This is a genomic window from Bradyrhizobium guangzhouense (assembly GCF_004114955.1).
GTDB classification, from domain to species: Bacteria; Pseudomonadota; Alphaproteobacteria; order Rhizobiales; family Xanthobacteraceae; genus Bradyrhizobium; species Bradyrhizobium guangzhouense.
The window spans coordinates 3,191,662-3,207,068 of the sequence record NZ_CP030053.1; the positions used below are offsets into that span (position 1 = coordinate 3,191,662).

A 15,407-nucleotide genomic window follows, 5' to 3' on the forward strand; every position below is an offset into this window, starting at 1 on the left:
ATGCCGGCGCGCACCGCGCCCATGAGGGAGAACAAGAATGCCCCTGTTGCAGGTCCTGCGTCCGACATTGCCGATCCTGATCGGCGCCTCGATCATGCTGACGCTGAGCATGGGGCTGCGGCAGTCGCTCGGCATCTTCATGCAGCCGCTGACCCACGACATCCACCTCTCGGTGTCGGATTTCACGCTGGCGCTCGCCGTGCAGAACCTCGCCTGGGGCTTCCTGCAGCCGCTCGCAGGCGCCATGACGGTGCGCTTCGGCTTCCGTCCGATCATGATCGCAGGTGCGCTGATGTACATCGTCGGCCTCATCCTGATGGCAACCGCGAACGGGCTCGTCAGCATCATGATCGGCGCCGGCGTGTTGATCGGCACCTCGCTGGCCTGCACGGCTGCGGCAATCGCGATGTCGGTCGCGGCGCGCGCGGTGCCCGCAACGGTGCGCTCGACCGTGCTCGGCATCGTCTCGGGCGCCGGCTCGCTCGGCGCTCTGCTGTCGGCGCCGCTCGGGCAGATGCTCAACGAGGGCTTCGGCTGGCGCATCGGCCTTGCCGGATTCGTCGTCATGTCGGTGCTGATGATCCCCGCCGCGTGGTATGCAGGGCGCGTCGACGCCATTCCGCTGCCGAAGCCGGCCGCCGACGACATCGGCGATGCCACGGCCGCGTCCGTCGCGAAGTCAGCGTTCGGCAATGCCTCTTTCGTCGTGATGACCTGCGCCTATCTCGTCTGCGGCATGCAGCTGGTGTTTCTCACGACGCATCTGCCGTCTTATCCTGCGATCTGCGGCCTCGATCCGATGCTCAGTGCGAAGACGCTCGGCATGATCGGCGGCTTCAATGTGCTGGGCTCGCTGTTCTTCGGCTGGGCCGGCCAGCGCTGGAACAAGCTCGCGCTGCTGGGCGCGATCTACATCCTGCGTTCGCTCGCGCTCGCCTGGTATTTCATGCTGCCGGCGACGCCGTTCTCGACGCTGCTGTTCGGCGCCATCATGGGCTTCCTGTGGATGGGCGTCGGCCCGCTGGTCGCCGGCGCCGTCGCCGAGATGTTTGGCCTGCGCTGGCAGGCCATGATCCAGGGCCTCGCCTTCATGAGCCACCAGATCGGCAGCTTCCTCGGCGCCTACGGAGGAGGGCTGATCTACGACGCACTTGGCTCGTACACTATGGCCTGGCGCATCGGCGTCGCACTTGGTCTCGCCGGTGGTGTCATCCAGGTTGCGTTCGCGCTGATCAGGCCGTCGCAGCCGCCGGCACCGGTGCTGCGGACGGCGTAGGCGAGGGCTCGACCAGCCTTGACCGCCGTGCCGAGAGCTGTCCCTCGAGCGCGACACGAACTTCGTCCACGACGCTCGCCCAGTCGCCGCGCGTGGTTTGCCGGAACAACCGCATCGATCGGTACCACGGGCTGTCATCGCGCTCGAGCAGCCAGCGCCAATCGGGGTTGAAGGGCACCAGCGTCCAGATCGGCGCTCGAAGCGCGCCGGCGAGGTGGGCGACGCTGGTGTCGACTGAGATCACCAGATCGAGACAGGAGATCAGTGCTGCCGTTTCGCTGAAGTCGGTTAGATGTTGCGTCAGATCGACGATGTCATGGTGATCGGCAAGGAAGGCGCGGTCCTGATCCCGGACGCCTTTTTGCAAGGAGACGAACTGGACGTCGCAATCCAGCAGCGGCGCGAGTGTGCGCAGGGGCATCGACCGGTTGTGGTCGTTCTTGTGATCGGGGTTGCCCGCCCAGACCAGACCGACACGGAAGCGATCGCGGGGACCAAGCCGGTCTTGCCACGTTTTGACGCGCGTTGCCGGCGGCGCGGGAATATAGCCTTGCGCGAGCGGGATCGTATCGAGCCGCGTTGCGAAGGCCAGCGGTAGCGTCCCGAGAGGGCAGTGCAGGTCGAAGGCCGGCGTCGAGGAGCGGCCGATATACTGTTCGACGCCTTCGATGCCGCCTAGAAGCTGTTGGATCGGCGGCTCGACCTCCAGGATGACTCTGGCTCCGAGCGCGGCGACCATCGGCACATAGCGGGCGAACTGGATCGCGTCGCCCAATCCCTCATCGGAGTGCAACAAAATGGTCTTGCCTTCGAGCGGCCGGTCGCCGCGCCACAGCGGTTGTGAAAAGCCGCGATCGACAAGGCCGACTGACGGCAATCGCCACCGCGCTTCGCGTGCGGCCCAGCCGCGCTCGAAATCGCCGGTGAGGAGCTGAAGCGTCGCCAGATAGAACAGCGTCTGCGCATCATCAGGGGCGGCCGCGAGCGATCTGTGCAGGGCCGCGAACGCCTCATCCAGCATTTGCAGATGCAGCAGTACCACCGCCTTGTTGTTGAGCACGGCATGGAAATCCGGGCGAAGGGCCAGCGCCCGGTCGAAGCAGGCAAAGGCCTGCTCCAGCCGGCCAAAGCGCCAATGCAAGAGGCCGAGATTGTTGTGCGTCTCCGCAAGGCTCGGATCGAGCGCGATGGATCTTTCGTAATCGGCCTCTGCTTCGTCGAAGCGGTTGAGCGCGGAGAGACAAACGGCGCGCATCTGGTGCAGGGCCGCGGAGGCTCGGTTCAGCCTCTCGGCGATGTCAAAGCATTCCACCGCTTCCGCATGCCGGCCGAGCTCGAGCAGCAACATGCCGCAATTATGCGCGGCTTCCCAGTAATGCGGATTGAGCTTCAGCGCTTGCTGCAGGTGCCGTGCGGCTTCGTCCATGCGCCCGAGTTGCCAGAGCAGATCGCCGATGTGATTCCAGAGGCCGGCGTCATCAGGCTTGAGACTCAAGGCCCGGCTGTAATGCTGCCATGCGTCCTCGAGCCGGTCCTGCCGCTCGAGCACCGTGGCGAGACTGAGGAGATACTCAGCCTTCGGTGCCTGCTGGACGGCGCGTCCGATCCATTCCACGGCAGCGTCAGGCTGCTGGGCGTGAAAGCACAGCACGCCGAGGAGGTGGAGCGCATCAGAATGTTGCTCGTCGAGCGTCAGAGCCCGCTGGCAGCACAGCTCGGCCTCGGCGATGCGCCCCGATCGAAGATGCGCAAAGCCGGCCTGGCAGAGTGCGGCCGGCGAGGTTCTTCCGGATTGTCTGGCCGCGGTGGCCCGGCGCTCTCTGCGATTCATGGATGGTTGGAGCGGAGGAGTATCCACCCCGCCATGGACGGCAGCGAGGCTTCTCCTTCTAACCACGCCAGGATTTCGTGAGGCTGGCGGCTCGCGGCCATCACGCAGCTCTCGTGCCCCGGACGCAGCGCAGCGTCACTTCCACGGTGCGCTACTGAGCCGGGGCCCATGTATCAACGGGGCGCCGTGTCGCTTGCTGGGCCCCGGCTCTGCGCAGCAGCGCAAGGGCGCTGCAGCGCGTCCGGGACACGCGAGTGCCCCAAACGAAAACGGGGCCCGCAAGGGCCCCGCAAAACTGTTCGCTATCGCCGATCTTACTTGATCTTGGCTTCCTTGAACTCGACGTGCTTGCGCGCGACCGGATCGTACTTCTTCTTGACCAGCTTGTCGGTCATGGTGCGCGAATTCTTCTTGGCGACGTAGTAGAAGCCGGTGTCGGCCGAGGACACGAGCTTGACCTTGATGGTGACCGCTTTGGCCATGTTCTGAACCTCAGAAAATCAGGGGAATCTGGAGCCGGCCAAACGGCCCGCGTTGGCCGGCAACCTAGCCAGAAACCGGGGGAAGTCAAGGATTTAGGGCCGCAAAACCACTCAAATCGGGCCCATTACGCCTCGAAGAAGCGGTTTTTCGGCCGCGGCAGGCCCAGATTCTCCCTCAAAGTGGGCCCTTCATACTCTTTGCGGAAAATCCCGCGCTTCTGCAGCTCCGGGACGACCTTGTCGACGAAATCGTCGAGGCCGGCGGGGAGGAACGGGAACATGATGTTGAATCCGTCCGAGCCGCGGCCGACCAGCCATTCCTCCATCTGGTCGGCGATGGTTTTGGCGGTGCCGACGAAGGACAGCCCGCCATAGCCACCGACGCGCTGGGCGAGCTGGCGCACGGTGAGCTTGTCGCGCCTGGCGAGGTCGACCATGCGCTGGCGGCCGCTCTTGCTGGCGTTGGTCTCGGGGATATCAGGCAACTGTCCGTCCGGATCGAAGCCGGAGGCATCGGTGCCGAGGACGACGGAGAGCGAAGCGATGGCGCTGTCATAGTGCACCCGGCTGTCGAGCAAAGCGCGCTTCTCCCTGGCCTCATCGACGCTGTCGCCGACCACGACGAAGGCGCCGGGGAGGATCTTGAGGTGTTCGGGGTCGCGGCCGATCTTCTCCATGCGGCCCTTGATGTCGGCATAGAGCTTCTGCCCGTCGGCGAGGCTGCCGCCGCCGGTGAAGACGGCTTCCGCGGTCTCGGCCGCGAGCTGCTTGCCGTCCTCGGAGGCGCCGGCCTGCACGATCACAGGCCAGCCCTGCACGGGGCGGGCGATGTTGAGGGGGCCGCGCACCTTCAGGTATTTGCCCTGGTGGTCGAGCACATGCATCTTCGCGGGATCGAAGAACAGGCCACTCTCGACGTCGCGCACGAAGGCATCATCGGCGAAGGAATCCCACAGGCCCGTGACGACGTCGTAGAACTCGCGGGCGCGCTTGTAGCGCTCAGCGTGCTCCATGTGATCGTCGAGGCCGAAATTCAGCGCCGCGTCCGGGTTCGAGGTGGTGACGATGTTCCAGCCCGCGCGTCCCCCGCTGAGATGGTCGAGCGAGGCGAAGCGTCGCGCGACGTGATAGGGCTCGTCGAACGTGGTCGAGCCCGTCGCGATCAGGCCGATGCGCTCGGTGACGGCTGATAACGCCGACAGCAGCGTGAACGGCTCGAACGAGGTCACGGTGTGGCTGCGCTTGAGCGCGTTGACCGGCATGTTCAAGACGGCGAGGTGATCGGCCATGAAGAAGGCGTCGAACTTGCCGGCCTCGAGCTTCTGGATCAGCTGCTTGATATGGCCAAAATTGAAATTGGCGTCGGGCCAGGCCCCGGGATAGCGCCAGGCGCCGGTGTGGATGCTGATCGGGCGCATGAACGCGCCAAGCTTGAGTTGCCGTTGTGCCATCGCGCCCTGGTCCGTTCTTGATGTCGTTGGCAGAGACATAGGCAGCCTGCGGAACTCCGCCATCGGGATGGCTGAGAAGAATTTATTGTTTTTCGGTGTTCGCACAGCACTTTTCTGTCATTCCGGGGCGCGCCCTCTTGGCGCGAGCCCGGAATCCATACTCATGATCGTGGTTATGGATTCCGGGCTCGCCGCTTTGCGGCGCCCCGGAATGACGAGAGGGGACTGCCATCGAACCATCCCGTCGCTCGCGCGACCAAGCCAAGACCCCGAGAGGAGACTTCAATGGCGAGCGCAATGACCATAGACGGTGGCATCGTCCGGATCGACCGGCCGATGCCCTGGTTCGGCCGGCTGTTGTCGCTGCCGCTGCTCGCGGCGAGCTTCTACCTGCTCTGGAACGTCGCGCTTGGCCTGCGCCAGGATTTCTCCGGCTTCGGCCGGATCGCCGACGATCTGGTGCCGGTGCTGGTGTTTTCGGGTCTTGGACTGCTCATCGGCATCCCCGGCCTGATCCTGCTGACCTTCCGCACCTTCGTCGTGCTCAACGAGGCGCTGCGCCAGATCGTGATCACCAGGCAGTTCGGGCCGCTGACCTTTCGCAAGTCCCGCGATCTCGCCGATTATCACTTCATCAGCATCACCGACGACTATGATCCCGCGCTGACGACCTACGCCGTCAATCTGTGCGGCAGCAAGGGCACGGAAGCGATTTCGCTGATGAGCTTCACCAAACGCGGGGACGCCGACCAGCTAGCCCGGGAGCTCGGCCGTGCACTGAATTTGCCGGCGCGCGACTATGTCGGCACCGAGCCCGACGCGGATTAGCTCGGCCCGTCATTCCGGGGCGCGCCCCTTAGCGCGAGCCCGGAATCCATCGGGCCGCGGAGGTGGTCGTTGAATGGATTGCGGGTTCGCGCTGCGCGCGCCCCGGAATGACAGGTCAGCTCAAAATATCTTTCTGCATCTTGCCGCCATAGAAATGGAAGAACGGCACCGGCGCGTCGTGACGCAGGGGACCGGTGGCAAGGCGCGTGTCGAGCTCGTTCAGCACATTCCGCGTCATGGGATGCAGATCCGCGAGCGGCTTTGAACCGAGCTCGACCCAGACCAGCTCGACCAGCTCCGCGTCGGCATGGATCACGCCCTCGATGCGATGGGTGATCGCGGAGGCATCGGCCGTGAAGAAGCGCGTGTCGAACCTTTTGACGCGGCCGGGCGGGGTGATTGCGCGCGCGATCAGGAACAGGCTGGAGGGATCGGGCAGGAGGCCCGCATCCGCGAACGGCTTCCAGGGGCCTTCGAGTTTCGCTTTACCTTCGCTCTTGCGCCCCAAGCAGAGGCCTGTCTCCTCGCAGGCTTCGCGGATCGCGGCGATCGCGAGCGATTTGGCGCGCGAGGCCGGCGTCTTCGGGCTGCCCTTGGCGAGATTGGCTTCAAGCTCGGCGGTGATGGGGGCAGCACACGGCACGCGGTGATCGTCCTTGTCGACGCGGCCGCCGGGGAAGACGAATTTGCCGGGCATGAACACGACCTTGTCGTGACGCTTGCCGACCAGCACTTTTGGAATGCCGACGCTGCGATCTACCAGGATCAGGGTCGCCGCATCCCGTGGGCGGAAATAGGGATGGTGGTCGGCTTCCTTTTCCTCGTGGACTTTGGCCTTCTCGGCCGTCTGCGCCGTGTCGCTCATATCCTCACCCGGACTGTTCTTGCTTATTGTGCTTACACAGGCGGAATACCATCCGGCGGGTTCTCGTCAAACCCGTGCATGCGCAGAGCCCATTGCAAGCCGACCACAGCTCCCTTCACCGGCTGCAGCAGTCCGAGCGAGGCGAAGAAGGTGAAGGGCAGATAGGCCACGAAGGTGAGCCAGACCGGCGTCGTGTAATTGGTCTCGATCCACAAAATGCTCGGCACCGTGACATGGCCGACGATGACGATGACGAGATAGGCGGGCAGATCGTCGGCGCGGTGCGGCGTGAAGTCGAGGCCGCACGACGAGCAGGCGTCCGCGGTCTTCAGGAAGGCGCGGAACAGCTTCCCCTGGCCGCAGCGTGGGCAGCGGCCGCGAAAGCCGCGCTTCATCGCCGCCCAGAGGTCGCGCTTCTCGACGAGGCCGGTCTCGCGCGTCCAGATTTTCGGCGCCGTGCTCATGGTCACCATGCCCCGCCCTTCTTGCCTTTGCTCTTGCCCTTGTTCTTTCCCTTGCCCTTCGCTTTGCCTGATTTTGGCTTCGACGACTTGCGTTTTTTATCCGGGCTGCGGCCGGGATGGGCCTTGAACGAGGGGCGGCGCTGCGGATTGGGGCGCCTGCGATCGCGCGGGCTGGTCTCGCTCGCGGATGACAGCAGCTCGAAGCGCAGCGCGCCTGCGACGGGGGCAGCTTCGATCAGGCGGACGTCGACGATATCTCCGAGCTGGTACATGGTGCCGCTGCGCGTGCCGATCAGCGCGTGACGGCTCTCGTCATAGTTGAAATATTCCGCGCCGAGGGATCGGATCGGGATCAATCCGTCCGCACCGGTGTCGCTCAGCTTGACGAACAGGCCGGCGCGGGTGACGCCGGAGACACGGCCCTGGAAGGTCGCGCCGATGCGGTCGGCGAGGTGATGGGCGATGAGACGATCGACGGTCTCGCGCTCCGCCTTCATCGCACGCCGCTCGGTCAGCGAAATATGCGCGGCGACCTCGCTTAAGGTTTCCGGCGTCTCGCTGTCGGGCAGGGCGCCTTCGCCCAGGCCCAGCGCACGGACCAGCGCGCGGTGCACGACGAGGTCGGCATAGCGGCGGATCGGCGAGGTGAAATGCGCGTAGCGGCGCAAATTCAGGCCGAAGTGCCCATAGTTTTCCGACGAATATTCCGCCTGCGCCTGGGCGCGCAGCACCACCTCGCTCACCAGCGGGTAATAGTCATGGCCTTCGAGCTGGGCCAGCACGCGGTTGAACAGCGTCGGGCGCAACGCGCCTGATTTGGTGAAGGGAACGTCGAGTGTCTCCAGGAATTCCGAGAGCGCATGCACCTTCTCCAGCGTCGGCTCGTCATGCACGCGGTAGATCAGCGGGAGCGATTTCTTCTCCAGCATTTCCGCCGCCGCGACATTGGCGAGGATCATGAACTCCTCGATCAGCTTGTGCGCATCGAGGCGCTCAGGCACGACGACGCGGTCGACCGTGCCGTCGCTCTTCAAGAGGATCTTGCGCTCGGGCAGATCGAGATTGAGCGGATCGCGCTCGTCGCGCGCGCGCTTGACGCAGGCGTAGGCGGCATAGAGCGGCCTGAGGGTCGGATCGAGCAGGGGGCCGGTGGTGTCGTCAGGCCGTCCGTCGATCGCGGCTTGCGCTTGCGCGTAGCTCAGCTTTGCGGCCGAGCGCATCAGGATGCGATGAAAGCTGTGCGACTTCTTGCGGCCATCGGGGGCAATGATCATCCGCACCGCCAGCGCGCCGCGCGGCTCCCCCGGCACCAGCGAGCAGAGATTGTTGGAGATGCGCTCGGGCAGCATCGGCACGACGCGGTCGGGAAAATAGACCGAGTTGCCGCGGTCGAGCGCGTCTCGATCCAGCGCGGTGCCCGGCCGCACGTAGAAGCTCACATCGGCAATGGCGACGTCGACGATGAAGCCGCCCTTGTTGTTCGGATCGGGATCTGCCTGCGCATGCACCGCGTCGTCATGATCCTTGGCGTCGGGCGGATCGATGGTGACGAGCGGGACGTCGCGCCAGTCTTCGCGTCCCTTCAGGTTCGCAGGTTCGGCGGCTTCAGCCTCGCGCTCCGCGGCGGAGGAGAAGTTTAGCGGGATGTCGTGGGCGTAGATCGCGATCAGGCTGATCGCCTTCTCCGACTTGACCGAGCCCAGCTTCTCTTTCACGCGGCCTGAGGCGAGCCCAAAGCTGCGGGTGCGAACGATGTCGACACTGACGAGGTCGCCATCCTGCGCGCCGCGCGTGTCGGCGGCCGCGATGTTCAGCTCGCGATCGGCGGACTTCTTGTCGACAGGGACCAGCCGTCCGCCGCCTTCGGGGAGCGCGCGGAAGACGCCGAGGATGCGGCTCTTGGCCTTGTCGAAGACCTTGATGATGCGGCCGCGATAGGCCGGGCCTTCGTCTTCGCCGGTGGGCTCGATGCGCAGCAGCGCGCGGTCGCCGACGCCTGCGGCGGTGCCGGGCTTGGGCCGGCGCGGCATCTCGATGAGGATTTTTGGCGGTTCGCCGCTCTCGACCTCGTCCCATTCGCTGGGGGAGGCGATCAACTCGCCGTCAGCGTCGCGACCCGTGATGTCGGCGACCAGCGTCGGCGGAAGGGCATCCGGCTCGGACACCGTGTGGCGTTTTTTCTTGATGGTGCCGTCGTCGGCAAGCTCGCGCAAAATGCGCTTGAGCTCGATGCGATCGGCGTTCTTCAGGCCGAACTCGCGCGCGATGTCGCGGGTTCCGACCTTTCCGGGATGTGCCTTGATGAAGGCGACGATGGCTTGCCTGTCGGGAAAGCCATGGTCATTCTTGCGTTTCACTTAACCTCTAATTGGTGCCGGCACTCTTCTTGGCCGGAGCTTTGGCGGCGGATGCCTTTGTCGGCGACGTCTTGACTGCTGAAGTCTTGGCCGTCGACGCCACGCCTGCGCGCGCCTTGCTGGTGGATTCAGTTTTCGGTTTGGCCGCTTTCTTCGCGGCCGGTTTCTTCTTCGGCGCGGCGTCGTCGCCCTCTGCGGCCTTTTTGGCCTTGGCTGGCTTCGCTGCCTTCTTCGCCGTCTTGGTGCCCGACTTGGCCTTGCCACCGCCCTTGGCGGCGCGCTCGTCGATCAGTGCGATCGCCTGTGCCAGCGTCACCGTGTCCTTTTCGAACTCGGCCGGAATGGTCGCGTTGACGCCGCCTGCGGTGACATAGGCACCGTAGCGGCCGCTCTTCACCGTGACGGTGCCGAGCGAGGGGTGATCGCCCAGCGCCTTGCCGGGATCGGCCCCAAAGCGGCGGCTTGGGCCCTTCGCAACCTTCTCGGCGATCAGCGTGACGGCGCGATTGAGACCGATGTCGAAGACCTCGTCGCCGGCTTCCAGGCTGGCATAGGTCTTCTCATGCTTCACGAACGGCCCGAAGCGGCCGAGGCCCGCCGTGATCGGCTGGCCGGTCTCGGGATGCTTGCCGATCTCGCGCGGCAGCGACAACAGCTTGAGCGCGAGCTCGAGCTCGACATCGCCGGGCGAGGTCCCCTTCGGGATGCCTGCGCGCTTCGGCTTCTCGCCTTCCTCGTAATCCTTCTGCTCGCCGAGCTGGATGTAGGGGCCGAAGCGGCCGGCCTTGACCCAGACATCGCGACCGGTCTCCGGATCCTGGCCGAGCGAACGGTCGGCGGTGGTCTCACCGTCGGCGGCGAGCTGACGGGTGTAGCGGCATTCCGGATAGTTAGAGCAGCCGACGAAGGCGCCGAACTTGCCGGCCTTGAGATTGAGCCGGCCGTTGCCGCAACTCGGACACTGCCTGATGTCGCCGCCATCCGCGCGCGGCGGATAGATGTGCTGGCCCAGCATGTCATCGAGCACGTCGAGCACCTGGGCGACGCGCAGATCCTTGATCTCGTCGACGGCGCCGATGAAGCCGGTCCAAAAGTCCTTCAGAACCTGCTGCCAGGAGATCTCGTTGTTGGAGATGCGGTCGAGCTGCTCCTCCAGATTGGCCGTGAAATCGTACTCGACGTAGCGGTTGAAGAAGCTCTCGAGGAACGCGACCACGACGCGGCCCTTGTCCTCGCCATGCAGGCGCTTCTTCTCCAGCTTGACGTAGCCGCGGTCCTTCAGCACCTGGAGGATCGAGGCATAGGTCGAGGGCCGGCCGATGCCGAGCTCTTCCATGCGCTTGACCAGCGAGGCCTCGGAGAAGCGCGGCGGCGGTTCGGTGAAATGCTGGGTGACCGACAGCGACTGCCGCTTCATCGCCTCGCCCTGGCTCATCGCGGGCAGGCGGCGGGAGTCTTCGTCCTCTTCGTCGTCGCGGCCCTCCTGGTAAAGCGCGAGGAAACCGTCGAACTTGACGACCTGGCCGGTGGCGCGCAGCTCCAGCGTTCGTGCACCGGCCTTTGCCGTGATGTCGACGGTAGTGCGCTCGAGCTCGGCCGATTCCATCTGGCTGGCGATGGTGCGCTTCCAGATCAGCTCATAGAGCCGCGCCTGATCGGCATCGAGCCGGCGGCTCATGCTGTCGGGACGGCGGGAGAGGTCGGTCGGGCGGATCGCTTCGTGCGCTTCCTGGGCGTTCTTGGCCTTGGCCTGGTACTGGCGCGGGGCATCAGGCACATAGGCGTTGCCGTAATCCTCGCCGATCACCTTGCGCGCCTGTGTGACCGCGGAGGGATCGATCTGCACGCCGTCGGTCCGCATATAGGTAATGAGTCCGGTGGTCTCGCCGCCGATGTCGATGCCTTCATAAAGACGCTGGGCGATGCGCATGGTGTGCGCCGGCGCAAAGCCGTATTTGCGGCTGGCTTCCTGCTGCAAGGTCGAGGTGGTGAACGGCGCCTGCGGATTGCGGCGCGCCGGCTTGGCGTCGACCGCGGTCACCGCGTAGGTGGCGAGCTCCAGCGCCTTCTTGAAGTCCTCGGCTTCTGCGCCGGTGCCGATGTCGAGGCGCTGGATTTTCTTGCCGTCGGCGCCGACGAGGCGCGCCTCGAAGGCATCGCCGCGCGGCGTCAACAGCGTCGCGATCAGCGACCAATATTCACGCGGCACGAACTTCTCGATCTCCAGCTCGCGGTCGCAGACGAGGCGCAGCGCCACCGACTGCACGCGGCCGGCCGAGCGGGCGCCCGGCAGCTTGCGCCACAGCACGGGGGAGAGCGTGAAGCCGACCAGATAGTCCAGCGCGCGGCGGGCCATATAGGCGTCGACCAGCGCGCCGTCGATCTGGCGCGGGTTCTTCATCGCGTCGGTGACGGCCTGCTTGGTGATGGCGTTGAACACCACGCGCTCGATCTTCTGATCCTTCAGCGCGCGCTTCTCTTTCATCACCTCGAGCACGTGCCAGGAGATGGCTTCGCCCTCGCGATCAGGGTCGGTCGCCAGAATCAGGCGGTCGGCGCCCTTCAGGGACTTGGCGATATCGTTGAGCCGGCCGGCCGCCTTGGGGTCGACCTCCCAGATCATCTTGAAATTGGCGTCGGGATCGACGGAGCCGTTCTTCGCCGGGAGGTCGCGGACATGGCCGAATGAGGCCAGAACCTCATAGGACGAGCCCAAATACTTGTTGATCGTCTTGGCTTTCGCCGGCGACTCCACAATGACGATATTCATGTAGTTCCAGTAACTTACGGGGAAATATTGGGCCGATTTCCTCTAGATTCGGGTCGGCCGTTTCGTCCCGAACATGGGTGGTGAGGCCCCCGCTGTCAAATCGAAGGGTGTTGAAAGCCCTCGAATTGGGAAAAGTTTCATATCGAGAAAGTTGCAAATTACCACCTTGGAGTTGCGGTTGCTATCGGCGTAATGTCCCCGCGGGGCATGGATTCGGGTGGGGCTGGTGGCAAAACCAGGACGGAAGCGGGCACGCGCCGCGTCGGGCGCACAAGCACGTTCGCGCAGCGAGGAACCGGGCGAGGGCGGCGCTGACGAGGCGGCTGCCTTCATCGCCGAGCAGGTGGCCAGCTTGCGCAAGCTCGCCGAGCGCCACAAGCTGGACGTGCTGCATTATCTCCTGGGCATGACCAAGCTCGAGGCCGACGAGCACTTGCGGCTGCGGAGCAAGCGCAAGCTGTCGTAAGGGGGCTGTCGCTCCGCAACGGCCGTCATTCCCCGCGAAGGCGGGGAATCCAGTACGCCGCGGCGCATCGAGGCATCAGGACCGCTTCTGGAATACTGGATCGCCCGCTTTCGCTGGCAATGACATCGAGTGCTTGGTTACCGCTTTGCCATAGAGCGGCTGGCGCAACGTCATCCCATTGCCGACCGCCGCCTCGTTGCCGGCCGCAGCTTTACCATTGTATCGGGCTGACTGAGCAGCCGGCCATCCTCGGCGCGCAGTTCGAGCTTGCGCACCGGGCGGCCTTTGGCGCGATCGACCAGGATTGTCGTGATCTCCTCCGGATGATCATCGAATTCCTCGCTCCATTGCCGGAGTGCGACCAGGATCGGGAAGAGGCCGCGTCCCTTCGGCGTCAGCAGATATTCCTGGTAAGCGCTGCCGTCGGAGGCGGGGGCTGTTTCCAGGATGCCGTGGTCGATCATCGAGCGCAGCCGCGCCGACAAGATGTTCTTGGCCATGCCGAGCTTGCTCTGAAACTCGCCGAAGCGGCGCACGCCGAACAGCGCCTCGCGGATGATCAGCAGCGACCACCAGTCGCCAATCGCCTCCAGCGATCGTGCGATCGGGCAGGCATCACCCTCAAAACTCGTTCGTTTCACCATCGTGCTGGTCCTATCGCATTCGCCCGATTTCGGCGTCGATCACGCGGATGTGTGGTTGCATCATAAAACCATGTGCCCTAGATGGCAACATGGTTTTATGATGCAACCATTGGAGACGAACATGAGGCTTCGAGGCAAGACGGCACTGATCACCGGCGGCAATAGCGGCATTGGACTGGCAACGGCGAAGCTGTTCGTGGCCGAGGGCGCGAAGGTGATCGTCACCGGGCGCAACAAGGAGACGCTGGAAGCTGCAGCAAGGGAGCTCGGTCGGAACGCGATCGCGCTCGCTGCCGATACGACCGACATCGCCGCGACCGAAGCTGCGATCAGGAAGGGCAGCGAGACATTCGGCAAGCTCGACATTTTGTTTGCCAATGCCGGCATCCCCGGCGGCACGCCGCTGGGATCTGCGACGCTCGAGGTCTTCGAGAAGGTGATCAGCACCAATCTCACCGGCGTGTTCTTCACGGTGCAATCGGCGCTGCCTTATATCAACGACAATGCCTCGATCATTCTCAACGGCTCGGTGATTTCAGTGCTCGGCAATCCCGGCTATTCGGCTTACGGCGCGGCGAAGGCCGGCGTACGGGCGATGGCGCGGATCATGGCCTCGGAACTGTCGCCGCGCGGCATTCGCGTGAATGTCGTTGCGCCCGGCGCGATTCGCACGCCGATCTGGGGCGCCGCGGTTGCAACGCCTGAAGCGGAGAAGGCGTTCGAGAAGCGTATCGGACTAGCGACGCCATTGGGGCGCATTGGTGAACCCGATCACATTTCCAAGACGGTGCTGTTCCTCGCCTCCGACGATGCCGCTCATATTCAGGGCCAGGAGATCTTCGTCGATGGCGGTGCAGTTGCGTCGCCCGCCGGCGCGCCGGTCTATCGGGGCTGATCAAATCAGTTTCAATTTGAATCGGCCGGCGCCGCAAGACTGGTTGCGCCGGCCGGTTCCCGCGTCTTGCGAGATGTATTTTCTAAAGCTTGCGTGACGCGTTGAACCTTCGTATGCGCTGCCGAGACTTTTCTACGGGCAGGGGGTCACAAGACTCATTTGAGGGAGCCCGTTATGCCGAAAGCAGCACATATTTATTCTCCGATTTCAGCACCGCGTATTTACACCGAACGGTCCGCAGTTCCCGTCAAGGAGCGCTCCGACATGTCGGAGTTCATCGGGGTTGCGATTTTCTCCGGCGTCGGCCTGCTCGTGTCGCTCGTTGCCGTGATCCTGGGCGTGCAGGGCGCCTGGTTTTAGCTTTGCCGGTCTTTCAGCCGCCGCCGGGTCCGGCAGCGGCTGTCGTCGGGGCAGCCTTACGCCGCACGCAAGGAGCTGGCCGCCTGGAGCGCGCCGACCAGCGCTTTCTCGCGATGGTCAGGACCAACCTGGATTCCGTCAGCGACGATGAATTCAGGGGCCGTGATGCCCATGAACGCGAACACGCCGCGTAGATAGCTCTCGAGATGTTCGAGCGCGGCGGCTGGGGTGCCCGGGCCGTAATAGCCTCCGCGGGAAATCGCGAAGATCACACGCTTGCCGCCGGCAAGACCCTCCGGACCGCTCGCGCCATATTTGAACGTCTTTCCCGCCACCATCACGCGGTCGATCCAGGCCTTGAGCTGGCTTGGAATCGTAAAATTGTACATGGGCGCGCCAATCACCACGACGTCGGCCGCGAGGAACTCATCCAGCACGGCGGCGCTCGCCGCGAGATCGGCACTGAGCTCCGCCGGTGCGGGGGCGCCCTGGGCGGCCGCGAGATGCGATCCGGAGAGATGCGCGAGCGGGGTCTGGGTCAGGTCGCGATAGACGAGATCGAGCGTGGGTGTTGCCTGCCGGAGCCGGTCGACGATGGCGGCAGACACCTGCCTGGAGACGGAGTGGGGGCCGAGAACGCTGGAGTCGATATGGAGGAGTTTCATTGGGGTCACCCATGGTATAGATTTGTAACCCGCGCTACATGAGTGACTGCCGA

Annotated in this window: 14 protein-coding genes; 5 read left to right on the forward strand and 9 right to left on the reverse strand. The window is 64.5% G+C overall.

From position 1 onward, the window contains the following. Positions 1-37 precede the first annotated feature (37 nt). Positions 38-1,276 (forward strand): MFS transporter, encoded by a 1,239-nt coding sequence (locus tag XH91_RS15450; protein ID WP_128951368.1) that lies wholly within the window; start codon positions 38-40, stop codon positions 1,274-1,276. Here XH91_RS15450 and XH91_RS15455 read toward each other — a convergent pair. From XH91_RS15455 to XH91_RS15470, 3 genes are all read right to left on the reverse strand, one after another. Then, entirely contained in the window at positions 1,233-3,107 is a 1,875-nt protein-coding gene (locus XH91_RS15455; protein ID WP_128951369.1) for a tetratricopeptide repeat protein, read from the reverse strand. The genes XH91_RS15450 and XH91_RS15455 overlap by 44 nt on opposite strands. A gap of 314 nt (positions 3,108-3,421) precedes the next feature. Next, entirely contained in the window at positions 3,422-3,589 is a 168-nt protein-coding gene (gene rpmG, locus XH91_RS15465) for a 50S ribosomal protein L33 (RefSeq protein WP_057756569.1), read from the reverse strand. A gap of 125 nt (positions 3,590-3,714) precedes the next feature. Continuing rightward, the gene (locus XH91_RS15470; RefSeq protein ID WP_128951370.1) at positions 3,715-5,040 is read right to left on the reverse strand and encodes an LLM class flavin-dependent oxidoreductase; all 1,326 of its coding nucleotides are present in this window, start codon (positions 5,038-5,040) and stop codon (positions 3,715-3,717) included. A gap of 285 nt (positions 5,041-5,325) precedes the next feature. On the opposite strand from XH91_RS15470, the gene XH91_RS15475 reads away from it, so the two are divergent. Beyond that, a complete protein-coding gene (locus tag XH91_RS15475; RefSeq protein WP_128951371.1) occupies positions 5,326-5,868 on the forward strand; it encodes a hypothetical protein in 543 nt (180 codons plus the stop codon). 115 nt (positions 5,869-5,983) lie between these two features. Here the strand turns inward: XH91_RS15475 and XH91_RS15480 are convergent, their stop codons facing one another. Genes XH91_RS15480 through topA form a run of 4 tightly spaced genes read right to left on the reverse strand, consistent with a single transcriptional unit; the run spans position 5,984 to position 12,324 of the window. Next, complete coding sequence (locus XH91_RS15480; RefSeq protein WP_128951372.1) at positions 5,984-6,733, reverse strand: NUDIX hydrolase; 750 nt, start codon at positions 6,731-6,733, stop codon at positions 5,984-5,986. 32 nt (positions 6,734-6,765) lie between these two features. Further along, positions 6,766-7,206, reverse strand: coding sequence for a DUF983 domain-containing protein (locus XH91_RS15485; protein WP_128951373.1), 441 nt, complete (start codon positions 7,204-7,206; stop codon positions 6,766-6,768). Beyond that, positions 7,200-9,554, reverse strand: a complete 2,355-nt coding sequence (rnr, locus tag XH91_RS15490; RefSeq protein WP_128951374.1) for a ribonuclease R — start codon at positions 9,552-9,554, stop codon at positions 7,200-7,202. Before rnr ends, XH91_RS15485 begins: the two co-directional genes overlap by 7 nt. A gap of 7 nt (positions 9,555-9,561) precedes the next feature. After that, positions 9,562-12,324: a type I DNA topoisomerase gene (topA, locus tag XH91_RS15495; protein WP_128951375.1), complete on the reverse strand. Its 2,763-nt coding sequence runs from the start codon at positions 12,322-12,324 to the stop codon at positions 9,562-9,564. Positions 12,325-12,550: 226 nt separating this feature from the next. Here topA and XH91_RS15500 point away from each other — a divergent pair, with 226 nt between their 5' ends. After that, positions 12,551-12,790 (forward strand): hypothetical protein, encoded by a 240-nt coding sequence (locus tag XH91_RS15500; protein WP_128951376.1) that lies wholly within the window; start codon positions 12,551-12,553, stop codon positions 12,788-12,790. 170 nt (positions 12,791-12,960) lie between these two features. Here XH91_RS15500 and XH91_RS15505 read toward each other — a convergent pair whose 3' ends face one another. Further along, on the reverse strand, positions 12,961-13,434 hold the full coding sequence (locus XH91_RS15505) for a winged helix-turn-helix transcriptional regulator (protein ID WP_128951377.1): 474 nt from the start codon (positions 13,432-13,434) through the stop codon (positions 12,961-12,963). Between the two features lie 121 nt (positions 13,435-13,555). Between XH91_RS15505 and XH91_RS15510 the strand changes: the two genes are divergently transcribed. Beyond that, the gene (locus XH91_RS15510) at positions 13,556-14,329 is read left to right on the forward strand and encodes an SDR family NAD(P)-dependent oxidoreductase (RefSeq protein WP_164934007.1); all 774 of its coding nucleotides are present in this window, start codon (positions 13,556-13,558) and stop codon (positions 14,327-14,329) included. Between the two features lie 174 nt (positions 14,330-14,503). Then, complete coding sequence (locus XH91_RS15515; protein ID WP_128951378.1) at positions 14,504-14,689, forward strand: hypothetical protein; 186 nt, start codon at positions 14,504-14,506, stop codon at positions 14,687-14,689. A gap of 56 nt (positions 14,690-14,745) precedes the next feature. Here XH91_RS15515 and XH91_RS15520 read toward each other — a convergent pair whose 3' ends face one another. After that, positions 14,746-15,354 carry an FMN-dependent NADH-azoreductase gene (locus XH91_RS15520; protein WP_128951379.1) on the reverse strand — a complete coding sequence of 203 codons (609 nt, stop codon included), beginning with the start codon at positions 15,352-15,354 and terminating at the stop codon, positions 14,746-14,748. Positions 15,355-15,407: the final 53 nt, after the last annotated feature.

Bases quoted from the DNA above. Each gene is read 5' to 3' on its own strand.
- XH91_RS15450 (WP_128951368.1), top strand. From the start codon at position 38: ATGCCCCTGTTGCAGGTCCTGCGTCCGACATTGCCGATCCTGATCGGC.
- XH91_RS15455 (WP_128951369.1), bottom strand. From the start codon at position 3,107: ATGAATCGCAGAGAGCGCCGGGCCACCGCGGCCAGACAATCCGGAAGA.
- rpmG (WP_057756569.1), bottom strand. From the start codon at position 3,589: ATGGCCAAAGCGGTCACCATCAAGGTCAAGCTCGTGTCCTCGGCCGAC.
- XH91_RS15470 (WP_128951370.1), bottom strand. From the start codon at position 5,040: ATGGCACAACGGCAACTCAAGCTTGGCGCGTTCATGCGCCCGATCAGC.
- XH91_RS15475 (WP_128951371.1), top strand. From the start codon at position 5,326: ATGGCGAGCGCAATGACCATAGACGGTGGCATCGTCCGGATCGACCGG.
- XH91_RS15480 (WP_128951372.1), bottom strand. From the start codon at position 6,733: ATGAGCGACACGGCGCAGACGGCCGAGAAGGCCAAAGTCCACGAGGAA.
- XH91_RS15485 (WP_128951373.1), bottom strand. From the start codon at position 7,206: ATGGTGACCATGAGCACGGCGCCGAAAATCTGGACGCGCGAGACCGGC.
- topA (WP_128951375.1), bottom strand. From the start codon at position 12,324: ATGAATATCGTCATTGTGGAGTCGCCGGCGAAAGCCAAGACGATCAAC.
- XH91_RS15505 (WP_128951377.1), bottom strand. From the start codon at position 13,434: ATGGTGAAACGAACGAGTTTTGAGGGTGATGCCTGCCCGATCGCACGA.
- XH91_RS15510 (WP_164934007.1), top strand. From the start codon at position 13,556: ATGAGGCTTCGAGGCAAGACGGCACTGATCACCGGCGGCAATAGCGGC.
- XH91_RS15515 (WP_128951378.1), top strand. From the start codon at position 14,504: ATGCCGAAAGCAGCACATATTTATTCTCCGATTTCAGCACCGCGTATT.
- XH91_RS15520 (WP_128951379.1), bottom strand. From the start codon at position 15,354: ATGAAACTCCTCCATATCGACTCCAGCGTTCTCGGCCCCCACTCCGTC.